The organism is Hymenobacter monticola, from assembly GCF_022811645.1.
Classification (GTDB): domain Bacteria; phylum Bacteroidota; class Bacteroidia; order Cytophagales; family Hymenobacteraceae; genus Hymenobacter; species Hymenobacter monticola.
The window spans coordinates 5220876-5246856 of record NZ_CP094534.1 but is presented as its reverse complement, the minus strand read 5'-3'; the positions used below and the strand labels follow the sequence as shown (position 1 = coordinate 5246856).

General features: G+C 57.9%; 18 protein-coding genes, 3 tRNA genes and 3 rRNA genes. 21 read left to right on the top strand and 3 right to left on the bottom strand.

Annotation, left to right across the window (positions count from 1 at the left end):
- Positions 1-76: 76 nt before the first annotated feature.
- Positions 77-158: transfer RNA gene (locus MTP16_RS22060), tRNA-Leu, on the bottom strand.
- A gap of 296 nt (positions 159-454) precedes the next feature.
- Between MTP16_RS22060 and MTP16_RS22055 the strand changes: the two genes are divergently transcribed.
- The 19 genes from MTP16_RS22055 to MTP16_RS21965 all read left to right on the top strand — a co-directional run bounded on the left by MTP16_RS22055 (position 455) and on the right by MTP16_RS21965 (position 20162).
- A complete protein-coding gene (locus MTP16_RS22055) occupies positions 455-2653 on the top strand; it encodes a RelA/SpoT family protein (RefSeq protein WP_243514032.1) in 2199 nt (732 codons plus the stop codon).
- Between the two features lie 2 nt (positions 2654-2655).
- Entirely contained in the window at positions 2656-2988 is a 333-nt protein-coding gene (locus MTP16_RS22050) for a CHY zinc finger protein (protein ID WP_243514031.1), read from the top strand.
- A gap of 99 nt (positions 2989-3087) precedes the next feature.
- Positions 3088-3669: a Fur family transcriptional regulator gene (locus tag MTP16_RS22045; RefSeq protein WP_243514030.1), complete on the top strand. Its 582-nt coding sequence runs from the start codon at positions 3088-3090 to the stop codon at positions 3667-3669.
- Positions 3666-4016, top strand: a complete 351-nt coding sequence (locus MTP16_RS22040; protein ID WP_243514029.1) for an STAS domain-containing protein — start codon at positions 3666-3668, stop codon at positions 4014-4016. Before MTP16_RS22045 ends, MTP16_RS22040 begins: the two co-directional genes overlap by 4 nt.
- Positions 4017-4259: 243 nt before the next feature.
- Positions 4260-5528 carry an adenylosuccinate synthase gene (locus tag MTP16_RS22035; protein WP_243514013.1) on the top strand — a complete coding sequence of 423 codons (1269 nt, stop codon included), beginning with the start codon at positions 4260-4262 and terminating at the stop codon, positions 5526-5528.
- 1208 nt (positions 5529-6736) lie between these two features.
- A 16S ribosomal RNA gene (locus tag MTP16_RS22030) occupies positions 6737-8250 on the top strand.
- A gap of 131 nt (positions 8251-8381) precedes the next feature.
- Positions 8382-8455: transfer RNA gene (locus MTP16_RS22025), tRNA-Ile, on the top strand.
- A gap of 36 nt (positions 8456-8491) precedes the next feature.
- Positions 8492-8565, top strand: a tRNA-Ala gene (locus MTP16_RS22020).
- Between the two features lie 150 nt (positions 8566-8715).
- A 23S ribosomal RNA gene (locus tag MTP16_RS22015) occupies positions 8716-11634 on the top strand.
- A 90-nt stretch (positions 11635-11724) separates the two neighbouring features.
- Positions 11725-11836 (top strand): 5S ribosomal RNA (gene rrf / locus MTP16_RS22010).
- The 16S, 23S and 5S rRNA genes sit together here with 2 tRNA genes alongside, the layout of an rRNA operon.
- A 201-nt stretch (positions 11837-12037) precedes the next feature.
- Positions 12038-14089 carry a BatA domain-containing protein gene (locus MTP16_RS22005; protein ID WP_243514010.1) on the top strand — a complete coding sequence of 684 codons (2052 nt, stop codon included), beginning with the start codon at positions 12038-12040 and terminating at the stop codon, positions 14087-14089.
- Between the two features lie 64 nt (positions 14090-14153).
- Complete coding sequence (locus tag MTP16_RS22000; RefSeq protein ID WP_243514007.1) at positions 14154-14711, top strand: DUF4199 domain-containing protein; 558 nt, start codon at positions 14154-14156, stop codon at positions 14709-14711.
- Between the two features lie 53 nt (positions 14712-14764).
- Entirely contained in the window at positions 14765-15289 is a 525-nt protein-coding gene (locus MTP16_RS21995) for a DUF4199 domain-containing protein (protein WP_243514004.1), read from the top strand.
- Positions 15267-16259 (top strand): glycosyltransferase family 2 protein, encoded by a 993-nt coding sequence (locus MTP16_RS21990; protein ID WP_243514002.1) that lies wholly within the window; start codon positions 15267-15269, stop codon positions 16257-16259. Before MTP16_RS21995 ends, MTP16_RS21990 begins: the two co-directional genes overlap by 23 nt.
- 8 nt (positions 16260-16267) lie before the next feature.
- Positions 16268-17404: a glycosyltransferase gene (locus tag MTP16_RS21985; RefSeq protein ID WP_243513999.1), complete on the top strand. Its 1137-nt coding sequence runs from the start codon at positions 16268-16270 to the stop codon at positions 17402-17404.
- Between the two features lie 35 nt (positions 17405-17439).
- Positions 17440-18009 carry a hypothetical protein gene (locus tag MTP16_RS21980; RefSeq protein ID WP_243513997.1) on the top strand — a complete coding sequence of 190 codons (570 nt, stop codon included), beginning with the start codon at positions 17440-17442 and terminating at the stop codon, positions 18007-18009.
- On the top strand, positions 18006-18554 hold the full coding sequence (locus MTP16_RS21975; protein ID WP_243513995.1) for a hypothetical protein: 549 nt from the start codon (positions 18006-18008) through the stop codon (positions 18552-18554). Before MTP16_RS21980 ends, MTP16_RS21975 begins: the two co-directional genes overlap by 4 nt.
- Positions 18555-18557: 3 nt before the next feature.
- Positions 18558-19721, top strand: coding sequence for a hypothetical protein (locus tag MTP16_RS21970; RefSeq protein WP_243513993.1), 1164 nt, complete (start codon positions 18558-18560; stop codon positions 19719-19721).
- 30 nt (positions 19722-19751) lie between these two features.
- Complete coding sequence (locus tag MTP16_RS21965; protein ID WP_243513990.1) at positions 19752-20162, top strand: DUF1801 domain-containing protein; 411 nt, start codon at positions 19752-19754, stop codon at positions 20160-20162.
- Here the strand turns inward: MTP16_RS21965 and MTP16_RS21960 are convergent.
- The gene (locus tag MTP16_RS21960) at positions 20159-21271 is read right to left on the bottom strand and encodes a glycosyltransferase family 9 protein (RefSeq protein ID WP_243513987.1); all 1113 of its coding nucleotides are present in this window, start codon (positions 21269-21271) and stop codon (positions 20159-20161) included. The genes MTP16_RS21965 and MTP16_RS21960 overlap by 4 nt on opposite strands.
- A gap of 304 nt (positions 21272-21575) precedes the next feature.
- Between MTP16_RS21960 and MTP16_RS21955 the strand changes: the two genes are divergently transcribed.
- Positions 21576-22121, top strand: coding sequence for a hypothetical protein (locus MTP16_RS21955; protein WP_243513985.1), 546 nt, complete (start codon positions 21576-21578; stop codon positions 22119-22121).
- Between the two features lie 26 nt (positions 22122-22147).
- On the opposite strand, the gene purB is transcribed toward MTP16_RS21955, so the two are convergent.
- A complete protein-coding gene (purB, locus tag MTP16_RS21950; RefSeq protein WP_243513981.1) occupies positions 22148-23488 on the bottom strand; it encodes an adenylosuccinate lyase in 1341 nt (446 codons plus the stop codon).
- Positions 23489-23804: 316 nt separating this feature from the next.
- Between purB and MTP16_RS21945 the strand changes: the two genes are divergently transcribed.
- Positions 23805-25919 (top strand): transglycosylase domain-containing protein, encoded by a 2115-nt coding sequence (locus MTP16_RS21945; protein WP_243513964.1) that lies wholly within the window; start codon positions 23805-23807, stop codon positions 25917-25919.
- Positions 25920-25981: the final 62 nt, after the last annotated feature.

Sequence of the window (25981 nt, the reverse complement as noted above, 5' to 3'; positions counted from 1 at the left end):
GCTGCTGCCGGCGGGGTGAATGGTTGAAAAAAAAGCCTCCAGCCTAAACGACCGAAGGCCTACTCAAACTTAAAAGTGCGGATAGAGGGACTCGAACCCACACGCCTTGCGGCACCAGAACCTAAACCTGGCACGTCTACCAATTTCGCCATATCCGCATATGAAGCGCCCGCTGCCGTTTGCTACGGGCCCGCAAAGGTACTCGGGAAAGTGTTTGCGCGCAACGGGGGATTTTTGGTTGAAAAAGAGGAGGAATAAGACGATGAAAAGACCGTCACGCCGAGCGTAGCCGAGGCGTCTTGTGCACACAACACACATCAATCAGTCCAGCGACTTTGACTACTTCTCCGAGCAAGACGCTTCGGCTGCGCTTGGCATGACGGTCCTATGGCTATTTCCGTATCCCAGTCATGCTACGCCACCTTTTCCGCCTTAGCGTTGTTACTTTACCGTTATGCCGCCCGTTATCGACCTTCAAGCTGAGCGCCAGGAAATCCTGCGCCACTACCGCCGCCTGTTGCGCACGGCCAAGCCGTACCTGAAAGACGGCGATGCCAAGCTGATTAAAAAAGCTTTCAACCAAAGCCTGGAGGCGCATAAGGAGATGCGCCGCAAGTCGGGCGAGCCCTACATTCTGCACCCGCTGGCCGTGGCCCAGATTGCGGTAGAGGAAATTGGCCTGGGCACCACCAGCATTGTGGCCGCGCTGCTGCACGATGTGGTGGAAGACACGCCCACCGAGCTGTCGGACATTGAGCGCGAGTTCGGTCCCAAGGTGGCCCGCATCATCGACGGGCTGACCAAGATTTCGGGCGTTTTCGAATACGGCACCAGCGAACAGGCCGAGAACTTCCGCAAAATGCTGCTCACGCTGAGCGAGGACGTGCGCGTGATTCTCATAAAAATCGCCGACCGCCTGCACAACATGCGGACGCTGGACTCGATGCCGCGCCACAAGCAGTTGAAAATTGCCTCGGAAACGCTGTATTTGTATGCGCCGCTGGCCCACCGCCTCGGCCTCTATACTATAAAGAGTGAGTTGGAGGATTTATACCTCAAATTCACCGATACCGAGACGTACACGGAGCTCAAAGCCAAGGTGCGGCAGAGCCAGGCCGCGCGCAACCGCTTCATCAAGGAGTTTGTGCAGCCCATTGATGAGGAACTGAAGGCGCAGGGCTTTGAGTACGAAATCAAAGGCCGGCCGAAAAGCATCTATTCCATCCTCAAAAAGATTAAGAAGCAGAACATCACCTTCGACGAGGTGTATGACCTGTTTGCCATTCGCGTGATTCTGGACGTGCCGCCGGAGCAGGAGAAAGCCGCCTGCTGGCAGGTGTACTCCATAGTGACGGACTTCTACCAGCCCAATCCCGACCGCCTGCGCGACTGGGTGAGCACGCCCAAGGCCAACGGCTACGAAAGCCTGCACACCACCGTGATGTCGCGCGCCGGCCAGTGGGTGGAGGTGCAAATCCGCTCGCGCCGCATGGACGACATCGCCGAGAAAGGCTACGCCGCGCACTGGAAATACAAGGACACCGGCAGCATTCAGCCCGAAAGCTCCTTGGAAGGCTGGGTGAACAAGGTGCGCGAGATGCTGGAATCCAACAATTCCAGTGCCCTGGAATTCATGGACGAATTCCGCCAGAACCTGTTCGTGAAAGAGGTGTACGCCTTCACGCCCAAGGGCAAGCTGGTGATTCTGCCCGACAAAGCCACCGCGCTGGATTTCGCTTTCGACATCCACTCCCAAATCGGCATCCACTGCCTTGGCGCCAAAGTCAACCAGAAGCTGGAGCCGCTGAGCTACCAGTTGCACAACGGCGACCAGGTCGAAATCCTGACCTCGCACAAACAGCGCCCCACGCCGGAGTGGCTCAACTACGTCATCACGACCAAGGCCCGCTCCAAAATCAAGGATTTCTTGCGCGACGACAAGCGCGCTAAAGCCGAGGATGGCCGCTTCATCCTCGAAAAGCGCATGGAGCTCATTGGCGTGCCCAACACCCAAGACAATTTCAACCGCCTGCTGGCTTATTTCAACGCGCCCAGCGCCCAGGAATTCTACTACCGTCTGGCCGTGGGGCAGATTGACGGGCGCGCCATCCGCGAGTCGCTTTTTACTTCCGAAAAGCCTCAGCCGGCCGTGCTCGAACCCAAAACCTTCGAGAACGAAGTGCAGAAAATCCGCGGCGTGCGGCCCGACATGCTGGTGGTAGGCGAGCACACCGACAAGTTCAACTACAGCATCGCCCGCTGCTGCAATCCCATTCCCGGCGACGACGTGTTCGGTTTCGAAACTGACCAGGGCCTCATTATCCACCGTACTAGCTGCCCCCGCGCCGTCGACCTCATGTCGAATTACGGCAACCGCATCGTGCGCGCCAAGTGGACCGACCAGCTCGAACTGGCCTTCCTGGCCGGTGTCCGCCTCAAAGGCTCCGACCGGGTAGGCCTTGTCAACGACGTCACGCGCATCATTAGCACCAGCCTCAAGGTGAACATGCGCTCCATCGCCCTCACTGCTGACGACGGCATTTTCGAAGGCCAGATTATGGTGTTTGTCAACGACACCGACCACCTTACCAAACTCATTCAGCGCTTGCGTAAAGTGGCGGGCGTGCTCCAAGTCGAGCGGTTCGACTCATAAAAGTGAAAGCGACCCAACCTATCACCGTCCACGGCAACAACGTAAACGCGCGCACCCAATGCGCCCACTACCACTCCGGGCGCGATATCATTGCCATCCAGCACAAATGTTGCGGCGAATTCTACGCCTGCATTCAATGCCACAACGAGGCTGCCAACCACCCCGCCCAGGTCTGGCCCAAAGCCGAATCCCAAGCCCAAGCCATCTATTGCGGCAATTGCCGCCAAACCTTAAGCATTGCCAGCTACTTAAGCAGTAACAATTCCTGCCCCTATTGCCAAGCTGCCTTCAACCCCGGCTGCGCCAACCATTACCACCTCTATTTCGAGCAATAACCTATTATCGGCTCCCCTCTCCCCAGGAAGAGGGGCGGGGGAAGAGGTGCCCCCGCTGGAACGTACCTTTGTTCCGCCGACTTACATCCTATATACACCGTGAGTAAATTCCAAACTGACCTAATCGACGAAGCAGGGCAGGGGGGAGGCGGCTCGTCCGAAACCGGCTACGCCGCCAAGCACACACCCAGCCCCGCCTCCGAAGCCCCGCTAAACACCGACAAGCTCGACGAAGTCCGCAAGCTTTTCACCGCTCACCTCGAGAACAAAGGCCTGCGCAAAACCGGCGAACGCTACGCCATTCTCGAAGAAATCTACGCCCGCTCCGGCCACTTCGATGTCGACGAGCTCTACGCTGGCATGAAGGAGCGCGGCCTGCAGGTGAGCCGCGCCACGGTCTACAACACCCTCGATTTGCTGGTTGAGCAGGGCCTCGTCAGCAAGCACCAGTTCGGCCGCAACCTCGCCCAGTACGAGAAGAGCTACGGCTACCGCCAGCACGACCACGTCATTTGCACCGAATGCCATAAAGTGGTGGAATTCTGCGACCCCCGCATCCACGGCATTCAAACCATGGTCGGCGACCTGCTGAACTTCCATATCTTGCACCATTCTTTGAATCTTTACGGCATCTGCGGCGACTGCCGCGCCCAGGCCGCCGCCCGAAACTCCCACGCATGACCACCACCAGCACCGTCGACAACGGCATCCTCTTCGTCCGCCTCAACGGCGACCTCATCGGCAGCCCCGATACCGACCAACTCTTGCAATCCGTCAACCAGCACCTTGGCGAAGACCTCAACCAGTGCGCCGTCGACCTCTCCGAAATTCGCTACATCAACAGCACCGGCATCGGCGTCCTCGTTTCGCTCCTCACCAAGTTCCGTAGTCGGGGCGGTGAGTTGGTCCTCATCAACCCTGCCGACCACCCCAAAAAAATGCTGGCCATTACGAAGCTGAACAACATCTTTACCGTTTCGCCCGACGAAACCGCTGCCCGCCAGCAACTTACCCCGGCCGCCAATTAGGCGGCCGTTTTTTTGTCCGTTAGGTAAAATTCTGTCATCCTGAACATTCTGCGACCCAAGCAGAGATGAGGGACTCTATCCAGTAAAGATGACGACGGGTAAAAGTTAAAGCAGTAATTCAACCCCTAAACCAACACCTTAATTAAGAGCCTTGCCCAAGCCTAAACCTCGTTTGGCTCCTCCTCTCCTTTGGAAGATGGGGCTGGGGGTGAGGCGCCACGTCAGGGCGAAATTCAACACACCATGCCAGTAGATGTATTAGTAGGCCTCCAATGGGGCGATGAAGGCAAAGGCAAAATCGTAGACGTCCTCGCACCGACCTACGATGCCGTCGCCCGCTTCCAGGGTGGTCCCAACGCCGGCCACACCCTCTATTTCGACGGCGTCAAGCACGTTTTGCACCAGGTTCCCAGCGGCATTTTCCACCCGCACATCATCAACGTTGTCGGCAACGGCGTCGTCCTCGACCCCGTGGTCTTCCGCCAGGAGCTCCAAAAACTCACCGATAGGGGAGTGGATTGGTCCCACAACCTTTATATCTCCAAAAAAGCCCAACTCATTCTTCCTTCGCACCGCGCCCTCGACCGCATCAGCGAAGAAGCCCGCGGCAACACCAAAATCGGCAGTACCCTCAAAGGCATCGGCCCCACCTATTCCGATAAAATCGGGCGTGTCGGCCTCCGCGTCGGCCACATTCTGCTGCCCGATTTCCAACAGCGCTACCAGGAAGCCGTCGCCCAGCACGCTGCCATCGCCGCCCACCACGGCAAACAACTCGAAATCGAGTCCTTCGAAGCCGACTTCTTTTCTGCGGTCGAATTCCTGCGCACCCTCCACCTCACCGACACCGAATACCTCCTCAACGACCTCCTTGCCAAAGGCAAACGCATCCTCGCCGAAGGTGCCCAAGGCTCGCTGCTAGATATCGACTTCGGCTCCTACCCCTACGTCACCTCCAGTAGCACCATTGCTGCCGGCGCCTGCACCGGCCTCGGCATCGCCCCGCGTCATATAGATAAGGTCTACGGCATCACAAAAGCTTACTGCACCCGCGTCGGCAGCGGCCCATTCCCCACCGAGCTTCATGACGAAGTTGGCGAGCAAATCCGCCAGGCCGGCCGCGAGTTCGGTTCTACCACCGGCCGCCCCCGCCGTTGCGGCTGGATAGACCTTCCTGCCCTCCGCTACGCCATCATGCTCAACGGCGTCACCGAGCTCCACCTCATGAAAGCCGACGTCCTCGACGCCTTCACCGAAATTCAAGCTTGCACCCACTACCGCACCGCCACCGGCGCTAGCACCCCCCAACTCCCCGACCCCGGTGAATTAACCGCCGTCACCCCAGAGTACGTATCCCTCCCCGGCTGGAACACCGACCTCACCAGCGTCACCGACGCCACTCAGCTCCCCTCCAATCTCACCGCCTACCTCGAATTCCTCGAAAAGGAACTCCAGGTTCCAATCAGCATCGTCAGCGTCGGCCCCGACCGCGTCAGCACCCTCCACCGCTAAGGGCACCTGGATAAAAGAGAGCACTCGCTTTAATAGAAAAATGGACACTACGCTCGGCACAACTGAAGCATCTCGCGCACCGAAGCAGGCTTTCTAAATCGACAGTTCTCGCAAATCCATTCAACCCCGCATCCTTCCTCAGCTTAAATCTGAAGACGGAAGCGGGGTTTTTGCATGAGAAGAGGCAACCCAGTCGCGATAAGCAGAGTCATTTTCCTGTCCCGAAAACACCTAACCTAAGCAATAAGGTAGAGGCAAAACTTTCCAACCATTCACTTTCCCACCATACCAACGGCAATCTTACATACACGCTAGCGCAGCTCAAAAACCATTCTTCCCTTCCCAAGCCTTGTTAAGTAGAAGTCCCGAACCACCCTCAGCCTTCCATCCCAACCAACCGCTCCACTGGCATATTAATTTTTTTGCCGCATCAATCAGCTACTTACAACCTTGAATCAACTATTTCGTAAAAGGCCCCTTGCCGGCCCAAAAAGTCCTCTTACCTTTGCAGTCCCAAAACGTCAAACGGACCAATGGAAAAGCCCAATGCATTCGCTAAAGCACAGGGTTGAAAGGTCCGGAACTCCCGCGGAGACTAGCTTGTCTATCCTTGCAACCAGTTGCAAGCGCCGAGATTTATTTCTCAAATAGCTTGCACCAGCGAAAAAATACACCGTACCTTTGCAGCCCGCTTCAACCGGAAGCAGTCAAAACTGAAAATCTGACCGGAATAAAATTTAATAAGAATTCGCGGAAAGATTTGAAAGCCGAAAAAAAGTTGTACCTTTGCACTCCCAAAACAAATAAAGGTAACAAAAAGACAGGCCTAACCAGCTGACTTACAAACAAGAAAGCTGCTTTAAACGAAAGCAGCAGATTTGATAATCAATACGAAAAGCTTAAAATTTTTCGAAAAGAAGTTGTCAAATCAAAAAAAGTTTATACCTTTGCAATCCCAAAACAAACAAAGGTTTATAACGACAGTCACGGGCCAAATCACTGGCCCACTCTGATGCCTCAAATGGAAGCATCACACGTTCTTTGAATGACGGAAACAGACAAAATAGTAAGTGTTTCACGTGCTGATTCTTCTTCGTAAGAAACACAGTGAAACAAACCAAGCGAAACGAATTTGACCATAACGTCAAAATGTGAGCAAGGTCAGCACTCGACATCAGCCCATGTTCGCATGGGTGTAGAGAAATTTTACAATGGAGAGTTTGATCCTGGCTCAGGATGAACGCTAGCGGCAGGCCTAATACATGCAAGTCGAACGGTGGTAGCAATACCATAGTGGCGCACGGGTGCGTAACGCGTAACCAACCTGCCCTTGACTGGGGGATAGCCCGCCGAAAGGCGGATTAATACCGCATAAAACAAGGTGGCGGCATCGTCTCTTTGTTAAAGATTTATTGGTCAAGGATGGGGTTGCGTGACATTAGCTAGTTGGCGGGGTAACGGCCCACCAAGGCGACGATGTCTAGGGGAGCTGAGAGGCTGGTCCCCCACACGGGCACTGAGATACGGGCCCGACTCCTACGGGAGGCAGCAGTAGGGAATATTGGGCAATGGGAGCAATCCTGACCCAGCCATGCCGCGTGCAGGATGAAGGCTTTCTGAGTCGTAAACTGCTTTTGCCAGGGAAGAATAAGGGGCATGCGTGCTCCGACGACGGTACCTGGTGAATAAGCACCGGCTAACTCCGTGCCAGCAGCCGCGGTAATACGGAGGGTGCAAGCGTTGTCCGGATTTATTGGGTTTAAAGGGTGCGTAGGCGGCTGTTTAAGTCTGGGGTGAAAGCCCGTTGCTCAACAACGGAACTGCCCTGGAAACTGGATAGCTTGAGTACAGACGAGGTTGGCGGAATGGATGCTGTAGCGGTGAAATGCATAGATAGCATCCAGAACCCCGATTGCGAAGGCAGCTGACTAGGCTGTAACTGACGCTGAGGCACGAAAGCGTGGGGAGCGAACAGGATTAGATACCCTGGTAGTCCACGCCGTAAACGATGGATACTCGCTGCCGGCGATAGAATGTCGGTGGCTTAGCGAAAGCGTTAAGTATCCCACCTGGGGAGTACGCCCGCAAGGGTGAAACTCAAAGGAATTGACGGGGGCCCGCACAAGTGGTGGAGCATGTGGTTTAATTCGATGATACGCGAGGAACCTTACCTAGGCTAGAATGCGCGTGACCGCCTCAGAGATGAGGCTTTCCTTCGGGACACAAAGCAAGGTGCTGCATGGCCGTCGTCAGCTCGTGCCGTGAGGTGTTGGGTTAAGTCCCGCAACGAGCGCAACCCCTACATTTAGTTGCCAGCGCGTCAAGGCGGGGACTCTAGATGGACTGCCTGCGCAAGCAGTGAGGAAGGCGGGGACGACGTCAGGTCATCATGGCCCTTACGCCTAGGGCTACACACGTGCTACAATGGACGGTACAGCGGGTTGCCAACCAGCGATGGTGCGCCAATCCCGAAAAGCCGTTCTCAGTTCGGATCGGAGTCTGCAACTCGACTCCGTGAAGCTGGAATCACTAGTAATCGCGTATCAGCAATGACGCGGTGAATACGTTCCCGGGCCTTGTACACACCGCCCGTCAAGCCATGAAAGTCTGGTAGACCTGAAGCCGGTGCTCCGCAACGAAGCCGGTTAGGGTAGAACAGGTAATTAGGGCTAAGTCGTAACAAGGTAGCCGTACCGGAAGGTGCGGCTGGATCACCTCCTTTCTGGAGCGGCCTTGCTCACGATGTTATGAGTATATAAGTAGAGTAGCTTGGTAATACTCTTTGTTTGTTTCCTCATTCAAATGATTTTTGAATACGGATTCTACGTTTGCCTTCGGGTATCGTCGAAGCTCGGGCTTGTAGCTCAGGTGGTTAGAGCGCTACACTGATAATGTAGAGGTCCGTGGTTCGAGTCCACGCAGGCCCACTAGTACTAGCGGGAATGCTGCTGGATACGAAACTCGGGGGATTAGCTCAGCTGGCTAGAGCACCTGCCTTGCACGCAGGGGGTCAACGGTTCGAATCCGTTATTCTCCACTATATAACACCGAATAAACTCAATAGGAGCTTATTCACGAAGTCACTAGTTAACAGAGTGACATACGTTCTTTGACGTAAGGGGTAACAAAAACGAAGCGTAGCGCACTTGGTCATTTTCGGATGACAATCAACAAGTGTGATTACGAAAGAGAAGTAACGAAGAGCACACGGGGGATGCCTAGGGTCTCAGAGGCGACGAAGGACGCGATAAGCTGCGATAAGCTGGGGGTAGAGGCACATACTCGTTCATCCCCAGATTTCCGAATGGGGCAACCCCTTGACTGGAAGAGTCAAGAACCGACTGCCTTGTGCAGCGGTGGCAAACGCAGGGAACTGAAACATCTAAGTACCTGCAGGAAAAGAAAATAACAATGATTCCCCAAGTAGTGGCGAGCGAACGGGGAGGAGCCCAAACCGGGTTGGTTACGGCCAGTCCGGGGTTGTAGGACCACGACATGTGATTGAATCCAGTTAGCTGAACTGCTTGGGAAAGCGGGCCATAGACGGTGAGAGCCCGGTAAGCGACAATTGTGATTCACGCTAGTGGTATCCTGAGTAGGGCGGGGCCGGAGAAACCCCGTCTGAAGCGAGCGGCACCATCCGCTAAGGCTACATACTCCTGAGACACCGATAGTGAACGAGTACCGTGAGGGAAAGGTGAAAAGAACCGGGAATACCGGAGTGAAAAGAACCTGAAACCGTGTGCTTACAAGCAGTCAGAGGGAGTTCGTCTCCTGATGGCGTGCCTTTTGCATAATGAGCCTACGAGTTACTCCTCTCTGGCAAGGTTAAGCGTTTGTAAACGCGGAGCCGCAGCGAAAGCGAGTCTGAACAGGGCGCGCAGTCAGAGGGGGTAGACGCGAAACTTTGTGAGCTACCCATGCGCAGGTTGAAGGTGCCGTAACAGGCACTGGAGGACCGAACCAGTTTCCGTTGAAAAGGATTTGGATGACGTGTGGGTAGGGGTGAAAGGCCAATCAAACTGAGAAATAGCTCGTACTCCCCGAAATGTATTGAGGTACAGCGTCGGCGTCGAGGTCGTTGGAGGTAGAGCTACCAATAGGACTAGGGGGTGTCAGAGCCTACCGAATCCTGATGAACTCCGAATGCCAACGGCTATAGCCGGCAGTGAGGCCTGGGGTGCTAAGGTCCCCGGCCGAGAGGGAAAGAACCCAGACCAACAGCTAAGGTCCCTAAATCTAGATTAAGTTGAACAAAGGAGGTCCAGTTGCTTTGACAGCCAGGAGGTTGGCTTGGAAGCAGCCATTCCTTTAAAGAGTGCGTAACAGCTCACTGGTCGAGCGACCGGGCATCGATAATACGCGGGCATCAAATCTAGTACCGAAGCTTTGGATGTAGTCTGCAAGATGACTACGTGGTAGGGGAGCATTCTCCTTGCGGTGAAGCCGTCTCGTCAGGGATGGTGGAGCGTGGAGAAACGCATATGTAGGCATGAGTAACGATAATGCGGGTGCGAAACCCGCACGCCGATAGACTAAGGTTTCCAGCTCAACGCTAATCGGAGCTGGGTTAGTCGGGACCTAAGGGGCAGCCGAAAGGTGAACTCGATGGACAGCAGGTTAATATTCCTGTACTGATGATGGCAAGTGATGCAGTGACGCAGAAGTGAAAGCACCGCGGGCGGACGGAAGTGCCCGTTAAAGACCGTAGGTAGTGGGACCGTAGTTAAGTACGCGGACCTAGCCGAAAGTTGACAGTACCGCACGGCCTTCGGGCCACGCGGATAGTGTGCCTAATCCGACTGCCAAGAAAACCTGCTAAGCGTTTTAACGTCATTATCACCCGTACCGCAAACCGACACAGGTAGTCAAGGAGAGCATCCTGAGGCGCTCGAGTGAATCACGGCCAAGGAACTCGGCAAAATGGACCTGTAACTTCGGGAGAAGGGTCGCTTCCTGGTAGCAATACCAGAAGCCGCAGTGAAAAGGCCCAGGCGACTGTTTAACAAAAACACATGGCTTTGCTAACGCGCAAGCGGACGTATAAGGCCTGACACCTGCCCGGTGCCGGAAGGTTAAGAGGGGAGCTTAGTCGCAAGGCGAAGGCTTGAATCGAAGCCCCGGTAAACGGCGGCCGTAACTATAACGGTCCTAAGGTAGCGAAATTCCTTGTCGGGTAAGTTCCGACCTGCACGAATGGTGTAACGATCTGGGCGCTGTCTCAGCCGTGAGCTCGGTGAAATTGTAGTCTCGGTGAAGATGCCGAGTACCCGCCACGGGACGGAAAGACCCCGTGCACCTTTACTATAGGTTGCCATTGGTGGTGGGTTCAGTATGTGTAGCATAGGCGGGAGGCGCTGAGCCGGGGACGCTAGTTCTCGGGGAGCCGACGTTGAAATACCGCCCTTACTGTGCCTGCTGCCTAATCCCGGACGCCGGGAGACAGTGGCTGCTGGGTAGTTTGACTGGGGTGGTCGCCTCCAAAAGAGTATCGGAGGCTTTCAAAGGTCCGCTCAGTCCGCTTGGTAACCGGACGCAGAGCGCAATAGCAGAAGCGGGCTTGACTGTGAGGCCGACCAGCCGAGCAGGGTCGAAAGACGGATATAGTGATCCGGTGGTTCCGCATGGAAGGGCCATCGCTCAAAGGATAAAAGGTACGCCGGGGATAACAGGCTGATCTCCCCCAAGAGCTCATATCGACGGGGAGGTTTGGCACCTCGATGTCGGCTCGTCACGTCCTGGGGCTGGAGAAGGTCCCAAGGGTTCGGCTGTTCGCCGATTAAAGTGGCACGCGAGCTGGGTTCAGAACGTCGTGAGACAGTTCGGTCCCTATCTGTGGTGGGCGTTGGAAATTTGACAGGACCTGTCCTTAGTACGAGAGGACCGGGATGGACCAGCCGCTGGTGCGCCGGTTGTACCGCCAGGTGCAGCGCCGGGTAGCTACGCTGGGACGAGATAAGCGCTGAAAGCATCTAAGTGCGAAACTCCCCTGGAGATGAGATTTCCCAATGGAAGGACCGTCGGAGATGACGACGTGGATAGGCGGCAGGTGAAACACCAGAAATGGAATAGCTGAGCCGTACTAAGGGTCCGAGGGCTTCTCTACTATGTCGTCAAGTGCGCGCCCAGCGCTTCGTTTTTGTCCCCTTGCGTCGAGTTATTGAGTTGTTGCACGAACACGCAACAGCCCGCCAGCAATGGTGGCTTTAGCCCGGGTGTTCACCTCTTCCCATTCCGAACAGAGCCGTTAAGCCCCGGTGCGCCCATGGTACTGCCTTCACCGGTGGGAGAGTCGGTCGCCGCCAACCTTACTCCAAGGAAATCCCTTCAGGATGCTTTCGCCAGCAACCCGAAGGGATTTTTGCTTTTTATCACGGTAGCAATGTATTTAATTGAAATTTCCTATTAGTTAATTCTGTTTGATTTTTGCCAAGTATATTTTAGGGTAAGAGCTTGCTTTCGATGAAAATGGCTAATATTTGGCGTTTTAAGCAGTAGTCTCAAATAGTATGCAGTTATTATTTCCGTGGTTTTTGCTGGGACTTCTTGCTATTTCTGTTCCAGTTCTGATTCATCTATTGCAATTGCGACGGCCGCAACGAGTCTTATTTACAAATACGGCATTTATTCGACAGGTAGAACTGGTGACTGTGCGCCACCGGCAGGTGCAGCATTGGCTTGTTCTGCTAGCGCGGGTATTAGCTGTCGTCGCGCTTGTATTTGTATTCTGCCAGCCTTTCATCCCTGCCAAGAAGGAAAACTTAGTGAAGCAGAATGGAACGGATGTGTGGGTAGACAATACGTACAGCATGCAGGTGCGCGGATTATCCGGGAAGGATTTGCTTGAAGAAGCGGTGATGCAGGCTGGGAAACTGGGGCAGGTTGATAAGACGGCTAGGCTGCGACTTATAAATTCAACTCGTAAAAGCGTAAGCTATGGAGAATACGTTGACGAACTTGACGGTTTGAGATTGGGGAATAAGACTGCAGGTAATGCTTTGACTGAAGGCACTTCTCCGCTGTATTTATTTTCTGACTTTCAAAGGAATTCGTTTACTAGCAATACGCTAAACAAATTTGGCAGAGAGAAGCAGGTAGTGCTAGTCCTGATGAAGGGGAAAGCAAGTGGGAATGTTTTTGTTGATAGTATGTGGTTAGATGACGCATTTGTGCGAGTGCGTACCAACTTAGGTTTGCATATTCGGGTGCATAATGGTGGGCAGGCAGATGTAGTAGATTGCCCGGTGAAAGTGTTTCTGGGGGCGAAGCAGGTGGTTGCCTTTCGGGTGAGTGTGGGGGCTGGCGAGTCGGTGACAAAAGTGGCCCAAGTGCAGGTAGGTGAGGCATCTTTGGTGGAGGGGCAAGTGGTAGTAGAGGATGCGCCGGTGGTGTTTGACAATGTTTATTATTTCACGTTGCAGCCGGCGGCTTCTATTCAGGTATTGGAAATAGGCAACGAACCACTTGCTCAGCAGGTGTATGGAAATGAGGCATTATTCGCATACTCTTTTGCTAAAGCTGGCCGGGTAGACTATGGCACTTTGCAGAAGGCCAACTTGATATTAGTGAGCGAATTGCGGGCAATAGATGCGGGCTTGCGTGAGGCGCTACGGGCAGCGTTGCGGCGGGGAGCAAGCGTAATGGTGGTTCCTTCGGCGAGTGATGGAGCACGTGCTTCTTATGATGACCTTTTTAAAGACTTGGGCTTGGGGGCGGTGCAGTGGGAATCCCAGGCGGCGGCACCGGAACTGCGTGAGGTGGCTATGCCAAGTGCGCAGGAACCGTTTTTTCGGGATGTATTCGGCGCCCAGCAACGGGCGGTGACAATGCCGCGGGTGGCGCCCGTGCTACGGTGGTCGCGAACCGGAACGGATATCATGCGACTGCGCGATGGAGAAAGCTATTTGGCGAATTTTGCCAGCGGTACGGGACAGGTGTATGTGTTTTCGGCGCCGTTTGCGGCTGCGTATTCCAATTTCATGGAACATGCTTTGTTCGTGCCGGTTATGTACCGAATGGCGATGCTCAGCTATCGGAGTGAGCAGTTGCCGGCTTACCGTCTCGACCAAGGTGTGGTGGCATTGAAGTTGCCAGCTACGGGTTCTGAAGGTGCCGCCACGCGAAGCGACGAAGCTACTTTTCGGTTGGTGAAAGACAGTGTGACGCTGATTCCGGCACAACGGGTGTTGGGCTCGGAGGTACGACTGGAATTGCCTGAAACGATGACTGCGCCGGGTTTTTACCAAGTGCGTCAAGGACAGAAAGTATTGACAACACTAGCGTTTAACGCGAACAAGCGCGAATCAGAGCTGGCGGCTTATTCGGTGGACGAGTTGCGGCAAATGCTGGGAGAAAATCATCCGAATGTGCGGGTGGTGGAAAGCGGTGCTGACGGGGCTGGGCTGGCGGCCGATAGCGCTGCCCAAACGGGCACGCCGCTTTGGCGGTACTTCCTGGCCGCTGCTTTGGTCTTTCTGCTGGCGGAAGCGCTGTTGGTGCGTTTCGGACGGCGCCGGGCTGCGACAGCACAAGCCGGAGTGGGAGCCAAAGCTGTGGCATAAGAACGGAGCGGCTGGCCGACGGGCGGTTGGGGCGTAACTTGCGGCCTTACTTGATTTGTGGCTTATGGCAGTTTCTATTGGCGACCCGGTGGCGCCACGGGCCGATGATTCGGCGCGGAGGGTGACGCAGCTGGCGCTGAAGTTTGGCGTTGGCGTTGGGTTGGTTTGCGTGGTGTGGATGGTAGGGTTGCAACTGACCGGTAACAACGGATTTGGGCCCAAGCAGCTACTGGCGCAACTGTTGGTGCCGATGGTGGCCGTGGCCAGCCAGTGGCAATTGCGGCGACAGCTGAAGCCAGAAAAACCGGGTTTGGGCCGTGCGCTGGGCGTGGGTGTGCTCACCGCCCTGCTGGCAGCGGTGGTATCGGCGGTGGGGGTGATGGGGCTGGCGGCTGGGGCTGGCGAAGAGGCGGTAAGTCGTCATCGCGCCGAAGTGAAGGAGATTGTGCAGGCGCAGCAGCGCGAGGCAGCGAAGCAGGGAGTATCGGCGGCGCTGCGGCAGCAGCAGTTGCAGCAAATAGACCACCTCACGGTGGGCAACATTGCAAGCAGCAATTTCCTGCAGGTGCTGGTGCTCGGGCTGGTGCTGGCGGTGCCGGCAGGAATATTTTTGCGCGAATAATTCTGACTTACTTTGCGGCTCACTTTAGCCCCGAACCATTTTCTGCAATACTTATGGAAACCAACTCTACGCCCGTTACGACTACCTCAGTTGCGCTGCGCTATGGCCTGCTCACCGGCTTGGTCAGCGTTATTTTTTCGTTCGGCCTGAACGTGATGCATCAGGAAGGCAGCCCACTCCGGTACCTGTCTTTCGCTATTTTGATTGGCGGTTTGGTGCTAGCCATGAACCATTTCAAGCAGCAGAACCGTGGGTTCATGAGCTACGGGCAGGGACTCGGCATTGGGGCGGTGCTTTCGGCCGTAGTGGGGGCGATATCGGGCATTTTCGCCTACGTGTACATGAATTTTATCGACACCGACATGCTGGGCCGCATTACGGAGAAAATGCGGGCCGACATGGAGGCGCGCGGCGGCCTGAGCGACGAGCAGATTGACCAGGCCGTGGCGATGTCGAGCAAGTTTATGAACGGCCCGGTGATGGTGGGGGCGGCCCTGCTCGGCACGCTGCTAATTGGAGTGCTGCTGTCGCTGGTGATTTCGGCCATTATCAAAAATGCCCAACCCGAGTTTGAATAAATCTGCCGCCACTTTTCCGGTGGAAATTTCCATCGTGATTCCGCTGCTTAACGAAGCAGAGTCGTTGCCCGAACTCACGCGCTGGATTGCGCGGGTGTTGCCGACGCGCGGGCTCACGTATGAGGTGATTCTGATTGACGACGGCTCGACGGATGATTCCTGGGAGGTGATTGAGACGCTGTCGACCAGCGATAAGACGCTGCGGGGCATTCGTTTCAATCGGAACTACGGCAAATCAGCGGCGCTGAACGTGGGCTTTGAAGCGGCGCGCGGGCGCGTGGTGTGCACCATGGACGCCGACTTGCAGGACTCGCCGGAGGAGCTGCCGGAACTGTACCGCATGATAGTAGAGGACAAGTACGACCTCGTGAGCGGCTGGAAGCAGAAGCGCTACGACCCGCTGTCGAAGACCATTCCGACCAAGCTGTTTAACGGCGCTACACGGCTGATGTCGGGCATACAACTGCACGATTTTAACTGCGGGCTGAAGTCGTATGACGCGCGCGTGGTGAAAAGCATCGAGGTGTATGGCGAGATGCACCGCTACATTCCGGTGATTGCGAAGTGGAACGGCTTCAAGAAGATTGGCGAGAAGGTGGTGCAGCACCAGGAGCGCAAATATGGCGTGACCAAATTTGGGCTGGAGCGTTTCATCTTTGGCTTTCTCGATTTGCTGAGCATCACCTTCGTGGGCCGCTTCCGGCGGGCGCCGATGCACTTTTTTGGGACGCTGGGCACGCTGTCGTTTCTGGTGGGCCTGCTGATTTCGCTGTGGCTGATGGGGGAGAAGGTGTGGCTGTCGCTGCACAACCTGAAGGCCCGGCAGGTGACGGAGCAGCCGCTGTTTTTCCTGGCGCTCACGGCGGTGGTGGTGGGCGTGGTGCTGTTTGTGGCCGGTTTTCTGGGCGAGATGGTGCAGCTGAACGGGCCAAAGCGCAACGACTACTTGGTGCGCGAGAGAATCAATTAACTGCTTGCATGAAGGTTGTCATTATTGGCCCGGCTTTTCCGCTGCGGGGCGGGCTGGCCACTTACAATGAGCGGCTGGCGCGGGCGTTCAAAGAGGCCGGCGACACGGTGCGCATTGTTACGTTTTCGCTGCAATACCCCAACTTCTTGTTTCCTGGCCAAACGCAGTTCAGCACGGATGCCGGACCGGCGGATTTACAGATTGAAGTCAGCCTGAACTCGGTCAATCCACTGTCGTGGTGGCGGGTGGGGCGGAGGCTGCGAGCTGAGCGGCCCGACTTGGTGGTGTTCAGGTTCTGGCTGCCGTTTATGGGGCCGGCGCTGGGCACGGTGGCGCGGCTAGCACGCGGCAATGGGCACACGCGTGTGGTGGCCATTACGGATAATGTGATTCCGCACGAAAAGCGGCCGGGCGACGGGCCGCTGACCCGTTTTTTCCTGAGCGCCTGCGACGGCTTTGTGACCATGAGCCGCAGCGTGCTCAGCGACTTGCAGCGGCTGGGCTTTGGGAAGAAACCGGCGCTGTACCGGCCGCACCCGTTGTACGACAATTTTGGGCCGATAAAACCGAAAAGCGAAGCCCTCGCGGCCCTGGGGCTGCCGGCTACGGTGCGCTATCTGTTATTCTTCGGGTTTATTCGGGCTTACAAAGGGCTGGATATATTGCTTGAGGCCTTTGCCGATGCGCGCATTGCCGCACTGCCGGTTAAGCTGATTATTGCCGGCGAATTTTACGAAGACGCTGCGCCGTACGAGGCGCTTATCCAGCGTTATCAGCTGGAAAGCCGGATTATCAGAGCCACAGATTTTATTCCCAATGAAAAAGTGGCGGATTATTTCTGTGCGGCCGACCTGATTATGCAGCCCTACAAGAATGCCACGCAAAGCGGCGTGTCGCAAATAGCGTATCATTTTGAGCGGCCCATGTTGGTAACGGACGTGGGCGGCCTGGCCGAGTTGATTCCGGACGGGGTGGTGGGCTACGTGGTGCCGCCCACGCCGGCAGCCATTGCCGATGCGGTGGTGGCATTTTATGCCGGGCAACGAGAGGCGGAGCTTGCAGCCGGTGTGCGCGAGCAGAAAAAGCAGTTTTCGTGGCCGGTGATGGTGGCGGCGCTCAAGGAAGTGGCAGAAGCTACCGAGTAATTCCGGTACTGTATATTCGTGGAATTCCTTATTCCATGAAAATGAAACGGTTCTGCACTTTCGCTGCTGCGGTGCTGATAGGCGGCGGCCTGGCAACCCTGCCCACTGCGGCCCAGACGGCGCGCATTGCGCATTTCAGCCACAGCGGCAACGCGGCGGCCCTGGATGCGGCGGCTGATAATTTTGGTCGGCCTTATCCATACTTCCTAGCAGACAGTGTTCGGTTACTTTCCGACACTACGGCCGTGGAGTATGGCAAATGGAATGGTTCTGAGTCAAAAGAGAAGACCCATTTAGTCGAATTTCATAGACGGGCCGATGCGTATGCCAAGCACGGTGTAGTGCGTCGCTATCAGGCGCAACGGGGCTTGCGCGCCAGAATTATTCCGTTTGACAGCACTTTTTGGTCAGCCAAAGAGGCTTCTACAACTCCAACTAAAAGAAAGCAGAAAACCAAGCACAAGAAATCCGCCTTTCTACCCACCACCGTGCCGGCCCCGCCCCAGCACCCCGGCGTGGCACTGGCCATCGCGGCCATCCTGGTGCTGGCGGGGGCCAGCTGGCTGCTGGGCGAGCGGAATCCAAAAAGTAGCTATCCAGTATGAAAAAGCTTGTCACCATCGCATTGCTGCTGGTTTGGGCCGCCGCCCTGCCCACCGCCGCCCAAACGGCTCGCATTGGCCACCTCAGCCACGGTGGTAGTAGCGTGGCGGCACTGGATGCGGTGGCGGATAATTTTGGGCTGCCAGAACCACGCTTTATTGCCGACAGCATTAAATTCTTGTCGGATACTACCACGCTGGAGTATGGGAAATGGAATAGTTACGGCTACAGCGACCCGACGGCTAAAGTGCGCACCCACCAGTTTGCCAGCCGGCATCAAGGGCAGTACAAAGTATCGGTTAAACGCTATGTTTCCGAAAAAAGAATGGATAAGCCAGAAGTGAAGGTCCTCGCCTACGACACCATTCCTAAACCCGTGCCGCTCCCGAAAAAGCAAAAAACCAAGCACAAGAAGTCTGCCTTCGTGCCCGCTGCTCCAGTGCTACCCCAACACCCCGGCGTGGCGCTGGCTGTGGCGCTTGTGCTAATACTGGGAGGTGCGGGCTGGCTGCTAGGTGAGCGAAAGCCACAACCGGCCGCCATCTAGCCCGTGCTGGCGGCCTTTGCCCGTCGCTGGGCGCTGCTGTTTGTGGGGTTGCTGGCTCTCACCGTGCCCTTTCGGTATCGGGTGCTACCCAGCGTGGGCACCATGCTGCGGCCGGCGCTGGAAACCGGTCTGGCGAGGCTGACCGGGCAGCGGGCGGCGTTATTCTCTGATTCAGCGGGCTTGTGGCTATATGCTGGGTTGCTGGCGTTGGGCACGGCCTTGGTGGCCGCTGCGTTGGCCCGGTTGGCCCGCCGCACACCCGTTGGCGAAGCGCGGCTGTGGTATGCGCTGCACACCGGGGCGGCGGGACTGCTGGCGCTGCATCTGTTGCTGTACGGCTTCGACAAGGTATTCAAAAGCCAGTTCTACCTGCCCGAGCCCAACACACTCTACACGCCGCTGGGGCAGCTGTCGCCCGACCTGGCGTATTGGAGCGTGATGGGGATTTCGCGCTTTTACAGCGTGTTTGCGGGACTGCTGGAGGTGCTGCCGGGGTTATTGCTATTGTGGGGCCGCACCCGGCTGCTGGGCGGCCTGCTGGCTGTGGGGGTGTTGGCCAACGTGCTCGCGTTGAATATCGGGTTTGACATCTCGGTGAAGCTGTGGGCGGGGTTTCTGATGGGGCTGGCAGTGCTGGTGGCCGCGCCCGGCCTGCGCACCCTGTATGCGGGGCTGGTGCAGGAGCGGTGGGCAGCGCCCCGGCGGCCCCGGCGGCCGGCGAGCTGGCACGGGCGCACGGTGGGGGCGGTGCGCGGCGTACTGCTGAGCGTGCTGCTGCTCGAAACTGCCGGTCGAGCCGTGCAAAGCGGTATTTTTGACGATGACGCGGCGCCACGCCCGCCGCTGCACGGCGCCTATGTGGTGCGGCCCGAGCGCCCTGCTGCTGCCTCCCAGCCGCGCCGCGTGTTTGTGCACCGGCGGGGGTATTTCATCACGCAGGACGCCAACGACCAGTTGCACAGTTACACCTTGCGCTACGCCCCGGGCTACTTACTGCTACGCGACGAAGCAGGGCGTCCCGGCACAATGGCGCACTGGCAGGACAGCGCCGGCCTGCACCTGCGCGGCACGCTGGCCGGCGACTCGGTGCGCTGGCTGGTCCGCCCCTTGCCGTGGCAGCAGCTGCCGTTGTTGCAACCCGGGCACTGGACGGCCGATGCGGAATAACTTTACTTTCCCAACTCAGCCGCCCGGACCATGCCCGATTCATCCGCCTTCGACGATTTTATTGCCGCTCTGCCCGCCGAGCGGCAGCCGATAGCCGCGCACGTGTGGCAGCTGGTGCGCCGGGCCGTACCGCCGGGCTATACCGAGCACATTGGCCCGAAGTACCTGGAGTTTCGGGCGGGGCCCGATATGTACGTGGGGCTGGCCAACCAAAAAGGCCACCTGAGCCTGCACCTCGTGCCCATGTACCTTATGCCCGCGCTGCAGGAGCAGCTGGCAGCCGCTGCACCCAAGCTGAAAATGGGCAAGGGCTGCGTAAATTTTAAAAGAATGGAAGAGCTGCCCCAAGAGGCGCTGAGGGAGTTGCTTGCGGCCACGCCCCCGGCCGAATACGCGGCCAGGCTGCAAGCCGTGCGCAGTGCATCGCGCAAAAAAGACTAAGCGACGGATTGCCCCAACGGCACGCTTTCGCGCACGGCTTGCAGCACCTTGGCGGCCGGCAGGTCTTCCATACAGCTGGTGCCCAGGCGGCAGGTGCCCCGGTAAAAGCACACGCACTCCCGGTTGGGCTGCACAAGCTGGCCGCGGCCGTAGAGGTCGAATTCGTGCGGGTTGAAGATGTTGTTCATCAGGATGGTGGGCTTGCGCAGGGCGATGCTGATGTGCATGCCCATCGTGACCTGCGTCACGATGCCGTCCATCTGGTTCATCAGGTTGATGAACTGGGGCAGGGGGAAGGTGCCGAGGTAGGCGGCGCCGGTGGCGGCGTGCAGCTCGCGGTTGCGGGCGTCTTCGGCCTCGCCGCCCAGCAGCACGGGCGTGTAGCCGGCCGCTTGCAGGCCGTCGATGAGCTCAATCCACTTTTCAGTGCTCCAGAGACGGGTGGTCCACCGGTCGCCGCAGCCGGTGTTGAGGCCGATGCGGGGGCGGGCGGCAGGTAGGGAGGTCCAGTTGTAGCCTTTGTCGTCGTGGGTGTCGAAGACGTACTCTTCGCCCCGGAAATCAAAGCCGCAGAGCTCGAATATTTCCTGCACGTAGGGCTTGGTGTTGGCCAGGCTGGTCTGGTCAAAAACGCCGGTAAGGAATTTGTGCTCGGCCAGCTGATTCACGGGCCAGGCCACGCCGTCGTAGGGCCGCAGGGCGTAGCCGAATTTCTCCTTGGCCTGAATGGTGTTCAACAGCACGCAGGCCTCCTTTTCCTTGTCGAGGTTGATAACCACGTCGAATTCGCGGCCCTGTAGCTGCAGGGCGCTGGCAAAATCGAACTTCAGAATCTCCTCAATCTCGCCTTGCGGCAAAATGGCCGGCGTGAGCGTGAGCCAGGTGATATAGCAGCCGGGCCGCTCCTGGCGCAGGCGCCGCAGCAGCGGCGTGGTCCGGATGACGTCCCCAATGGCCCCGAGTTTGATAATCAGAATCCGGCTCGTGGCGGGCGCGTACACCGGGCAGCCATCGCACACGTAGCCGTCGGTTTTGTTGGGGCGGCAGGGCAGGTCGCCGCGGAAGTGGCGGCAGTCGGGGTGAACGATGGTGTTCAGGAGTTCGGGCACGGGGCGGGGCAAGGGCAGTTGAAGCGGTAAAAATAGCAGGGCGGGCCGGGCCGGTGGCACTCCCATTTCCCAGTCCCGCCGCTGACAGGTTATTGGTGACCTTTAACAGGCAAAAGATATCCCCGCCAAAAGTCCTTTTTGTCCGGTTATCCGAACATGCAAAGCGGACATAAAAGGCGCAGCGCAGTGCGTTTGGCAGACCCAGGGCACCCGGAAACACGCGCAGGATAAGTCTGATAAAGACAAAAGTTGTTTTGCAACTAATGGCAAAGCTAATTAGCTTCGTTGCAAGCCTGTTATGCTCATGAAATCAACTTGTTGTGCTTGCCTGTCGTTGGCGCTGTTGGGAGCCTGCGGTAAAGACGCTCCTGATGCCGGCCTGCCCCCGGCCACGCAAACCGGCGCCAATACTGGCGGCTGCCTTGTCGATGGCGAGCGGTTTATCGCCACAGGTACGTCTGGCACACTGCTTTCTAATCCCATTCCGGCGTTAAGTGGGGGCTTCTACAACGATAGTGTGTACTGGCTGTCGATGCGCTGCAGTACGCCAAGAGGCATTGCGCACGTCACGCTGTATGCACATGCTCAAACGGCGGGTACTTACCCGTTCAACCGGAGGGTGGCAAGCGTGGGCGGGGCGATGCCTCGCTTTGGCTATGGCAGCGTTTCATTCAGCAATCCCTACGAATACTACGTAACCGACGCCCGCCATACCGGCCGACTGGTACTGACCTATGCCAACAAAAATGCCGGCATTTCGGCCGGCACCTTTGAATTTGCTGCGGTTAACGTTCGGGACTCCACTAACTCAATTAAGGTCACCTACGGTCGATTTGATTCCAAGCAATAAACGTCTTGGTTTATCGAGCTGCTGGCTTACCGTCCCACGTAGCTATGCGGCGTGATGCCGCGCAGTTCCACCTTCACACCTTCTTCCACGTCCAGCCCGTCGATAAACGCGCCGATGCTCTCGGCCGAAATGGCCTCGCCGGTGCGGGTGAGGGCCTTGAGGGCGTTGTAGGGGTCGGGGTAGGCCTCGCGGCGCAGGATGGTCTGGATGCCCTCGGCTACCACCGCCCAGTTGGCTTCGAGGTCGCGTTCCAGGGCCGACTGGTCCAGCGCCAGCTTGCCCAGGCCGCGCTGCAGGGCGCCGAGGGCGATGAGGATGTGGCCCAGCGGCACGCCCAGGTTGCGCAGCACCGTGGAGTCGGTGAGGTCGCGCTGCAGGCGCGAGATGGGCAGCTTGGCGGCGAAGTGGTCGAGCAGGGCGTTGGCCACGCCCAGGTTGCCCTCGGCGTTTTCGAAATCAATGGGGTTCACCTTGTGCGGCATGGCCGAAGAACCTACTTCGCCGGCTTTGATGGTTTGCCTGAAGTAGCCGAGCGAAATGTACTGCCACACGTCGCGGGCCAGGTCCATCAGGATGGTGTTGAGGCGTTTGAGGGCGTCGCAGTGGGCCGCGAGGTGGTCGTAGTGCTCAATTTGGGTGGTGGGGAAGGAGCGGCTCAGGCCCAACCGGTCGTTCACGAAGGTGGTGGCGAAGGCGTGCCAGTCCACTTCGGGGTAGGCCGCGAAGTGGGCGTTGAAGTTGCCGGTGGCCCCGCCGAATTTTGCCCCAAACGGCACCTGGGCCAGCAGCGTCACCTGCGCGTCGAGGCGCGCAACAAACACCTCAATCTCTTTGCCCAGCCGCGTGGGCGAGGCCGGCTGGCCGTGGGTGCGGGCCAGCATGGGCACAGCGGCCCATTCCTGGGCGCGACTGGCCAGGGCGTTGCGCACCTGTGCGTAGGCGGGCAGCACCTCGCTCAGCAGCGCATCGCGGAAGCTGAGCGGAATGGCCGTGTTGTTGACGTCCTGCGAGGTGAGGCCGAAGTGGATGAACTCCACGAAGCCGCCCAAGCCCAGCTTGCCGAACTCGTCGCGCAGCCAGTATTCCACGGCCTTCACGTCGTGGTTGGTCACGGCTTCGTGGGCTTTGATGGCCTCGGCGTTGGCCTCGGTGAACTGCTCGTAGAGGGCGCGCAGCAGTGCAAATGCCTGCGGCGACACCCCCGCCAGCTGGGGCAGCGGCAGCTCGGCCAGGGCAATGAAGTATTCCACTTCAACCAGCACGCGGTAGCGTATCAGGGCCATTTCGGAGAAGCGCGAAGCCAGGGGGGCGGTGGCGCGGGCGTAGCGCCCGTCGAGGGGCGAGAGGGCGGTGAGGGGACTGGGCATGGCGCAAAAGTACGGGCCTGGCCGGGCGAAGCAGCGCAAATTTCCCCTCCTTATTCAAGGAGGGGGCGCCGGCGCTTGGCGCCGGCTGGAGTGGTTCGGGCGTTGAACGATACTTGCATGGTTTGCATTTGAACCCTTCGGCCACCGTTCAGCAGTCGTTCAACGATTCAACCACCCCCGTTTTCGCTGGCGCGAAAACATCCCCTCCTTATTTAAGGAGGGGAGTTGGCCGTTCTGTCCAGATAGCCGTATTCCGGCTACGCCCTCGTTTTCCTTACCTTTGGCGCTGGCTAAGCCGCCCACCTTATTGAATTCCGTGCGCATTACCCCTTCCACCAAACGATTTCTTATTGGCATCCTGGGCGGCCTGGCGGCTGTGCTGCTCGTGGCTTTCGCCGTGTTTCAGTGGAAGCGCCAGCAGCTGCTGGACTACGCCCTGAAGGAGGTCAAAGCCAAAGTCGAGCGCAAATACCCGGTAGTGCTCACCTTGGGCCCGGCCCGGTTTGCGGGCTTCAAAACCGTGGAGATTGGTGGGCTGAGCATCGTGCCCAAGGCCGCGCCCACCGACACGCTGCTCACCGCCCGCCGCCTGCAGGCCAGCCTAAGCGTGCGCTCGCTCTTTGCGGGCCGCCCGGTGTTCAGCGACCTGCAAATCATCACGGCCCGCCTCACGCCCCACAAAACGGCCGACAGCGACAACTACGGCTTTCTGATTAAAAAGCAGAAAACCAGCGCCGTGCCGCGCGACACCACCAAGGGCACCAACTACGGCCTGCTGCTGAACCAGGCCCTCGAAACGGTGTTCGACAACGTGCCCGGCGAGGCCACCTTCCAGAACTTTACCGTGGACTACGTCAGCCCGCGCCACACGGCGCTGCTGCGCATGCCGGAACTGAAAATTGAGGACGGCAACATTAACGGGCGCCTCACGGCCACGCTCGATTCGGTGGCTAATGAGCTGGGCATCAGCGGCCACATCGAGCCCGGCGACTACGCCCTCACGGCGCGGGTGTTTGGGGTGGGCGGCTCGGTGCAGCTGCCCTACGTGCCGCGCCGCTTCGGGGCGCTGGTGAGTTTCGACACGGTGCTGGTGAAGCTGGACAGCAAGGATTTTGACGACGACAATACCGGCGGCAAGCTCACGGTGCGCGGCTCCTTGGCCGCCCGTGGCTTCAGCCTCTACCACCCCAAGCTGGCCGCCAACGAGATTGAAGTGAAGCGCGGGGCCCTGGATTTTGTGGCCACCCTGGGCCGGGGCACCGCGGCGCTGGAAAAAGGCAGTCAGGTGACGGTGAACAAAATCGTGCTCTACCCCGAAATCAGCGTGCGCATGAAGCCCAGCCGGGCCGTGCGCATCAACGTGACGTCGGCCGAAACGCAGGCCAACGACTTCTTCGCCTCGCTGCCCACCGGCATCTTCGACGAGGTGCGCGGCACGCAGGGCACCGGCACGCTCACCTACCACCTCAGCGCCGACCTCGACATGGCCAACGTCGACAGCCTGAAGTTTGATTCGGGGCTGAAAGGCAAAAACTTCCGGCTCACCAGCTTCGGTGAGGAGAACCTCAACAAGCTGAATACGCCCTTCCTCCAGACGGTGTACAACGACAAGGGCGACTCGGTGCGCACCTTCGCCGTGGGCCCGCCCAACCCCGATTTCGTACCCTACAACGAGGTGTCGCCCTTCCTCATCCACGCCATCACCACGGCCGAGGACCCGCGCTTTTTCACGCACCGCGGCTTCATGGAAAAGGCGTTTGTGAAGTCGGCCATCCAGAACATCAAGGAGAAGCGCTTTGCCCGGGGCGGCAGCACCATTTCGATGCAACTGGTGAAAAACGTGTTTTTGACCCGCCAGAAAACCGTGGCCCGCAAAATAGAGGAAGCCCTTATGGTGTGGCTCATCGAAAACACCCGGTTGGCCAGCAAGCAGCGCATGCTGGAGGTATACCTCAACATCATCGAGTGGGGCCCGAGCAAGTACCGCTGGCCCAGCGGCAAGCGCGGCGTGTACGGCGTGAAAGACGCGGCCCTGTTCTACTACGGCAAGCGCCCCGATGAGCTAAACCTTCCTGAAAGCCTCTACCTGGCCAGCATCATCCCCAAGCCCAAGTATGCTCGCTACTCTTTCGACGCCTACGGCGACCTGCGCCGCAGCACGCGTTATTTCTTTCGGCTTATTGCCGACATCATGGCCACGCGCGGCCTTATCACCAGCAACGACCGCGAGAACCTGCCCTACGGCCTTTCCCTCAACGGCCCGGCCCGGCAGTACATGCACTTCTCGCCGCGCCCCGACACCACCCGCACCACCGTGGCGGCCGACTCCAGCCAGTTTGAGCCCCTCAACCTGATTGACCTGCTCAACACCGGCGCCGCCCCCGACGCCGGTGTCAATTCCAACGTAGCCGACCCCAAGGCGCCGAAATAAGCGGCGGGTAGCCGCACAATAAAAAAAGGCAGCACCGCGCGGTGCTGCCTTTTTTTATTGAA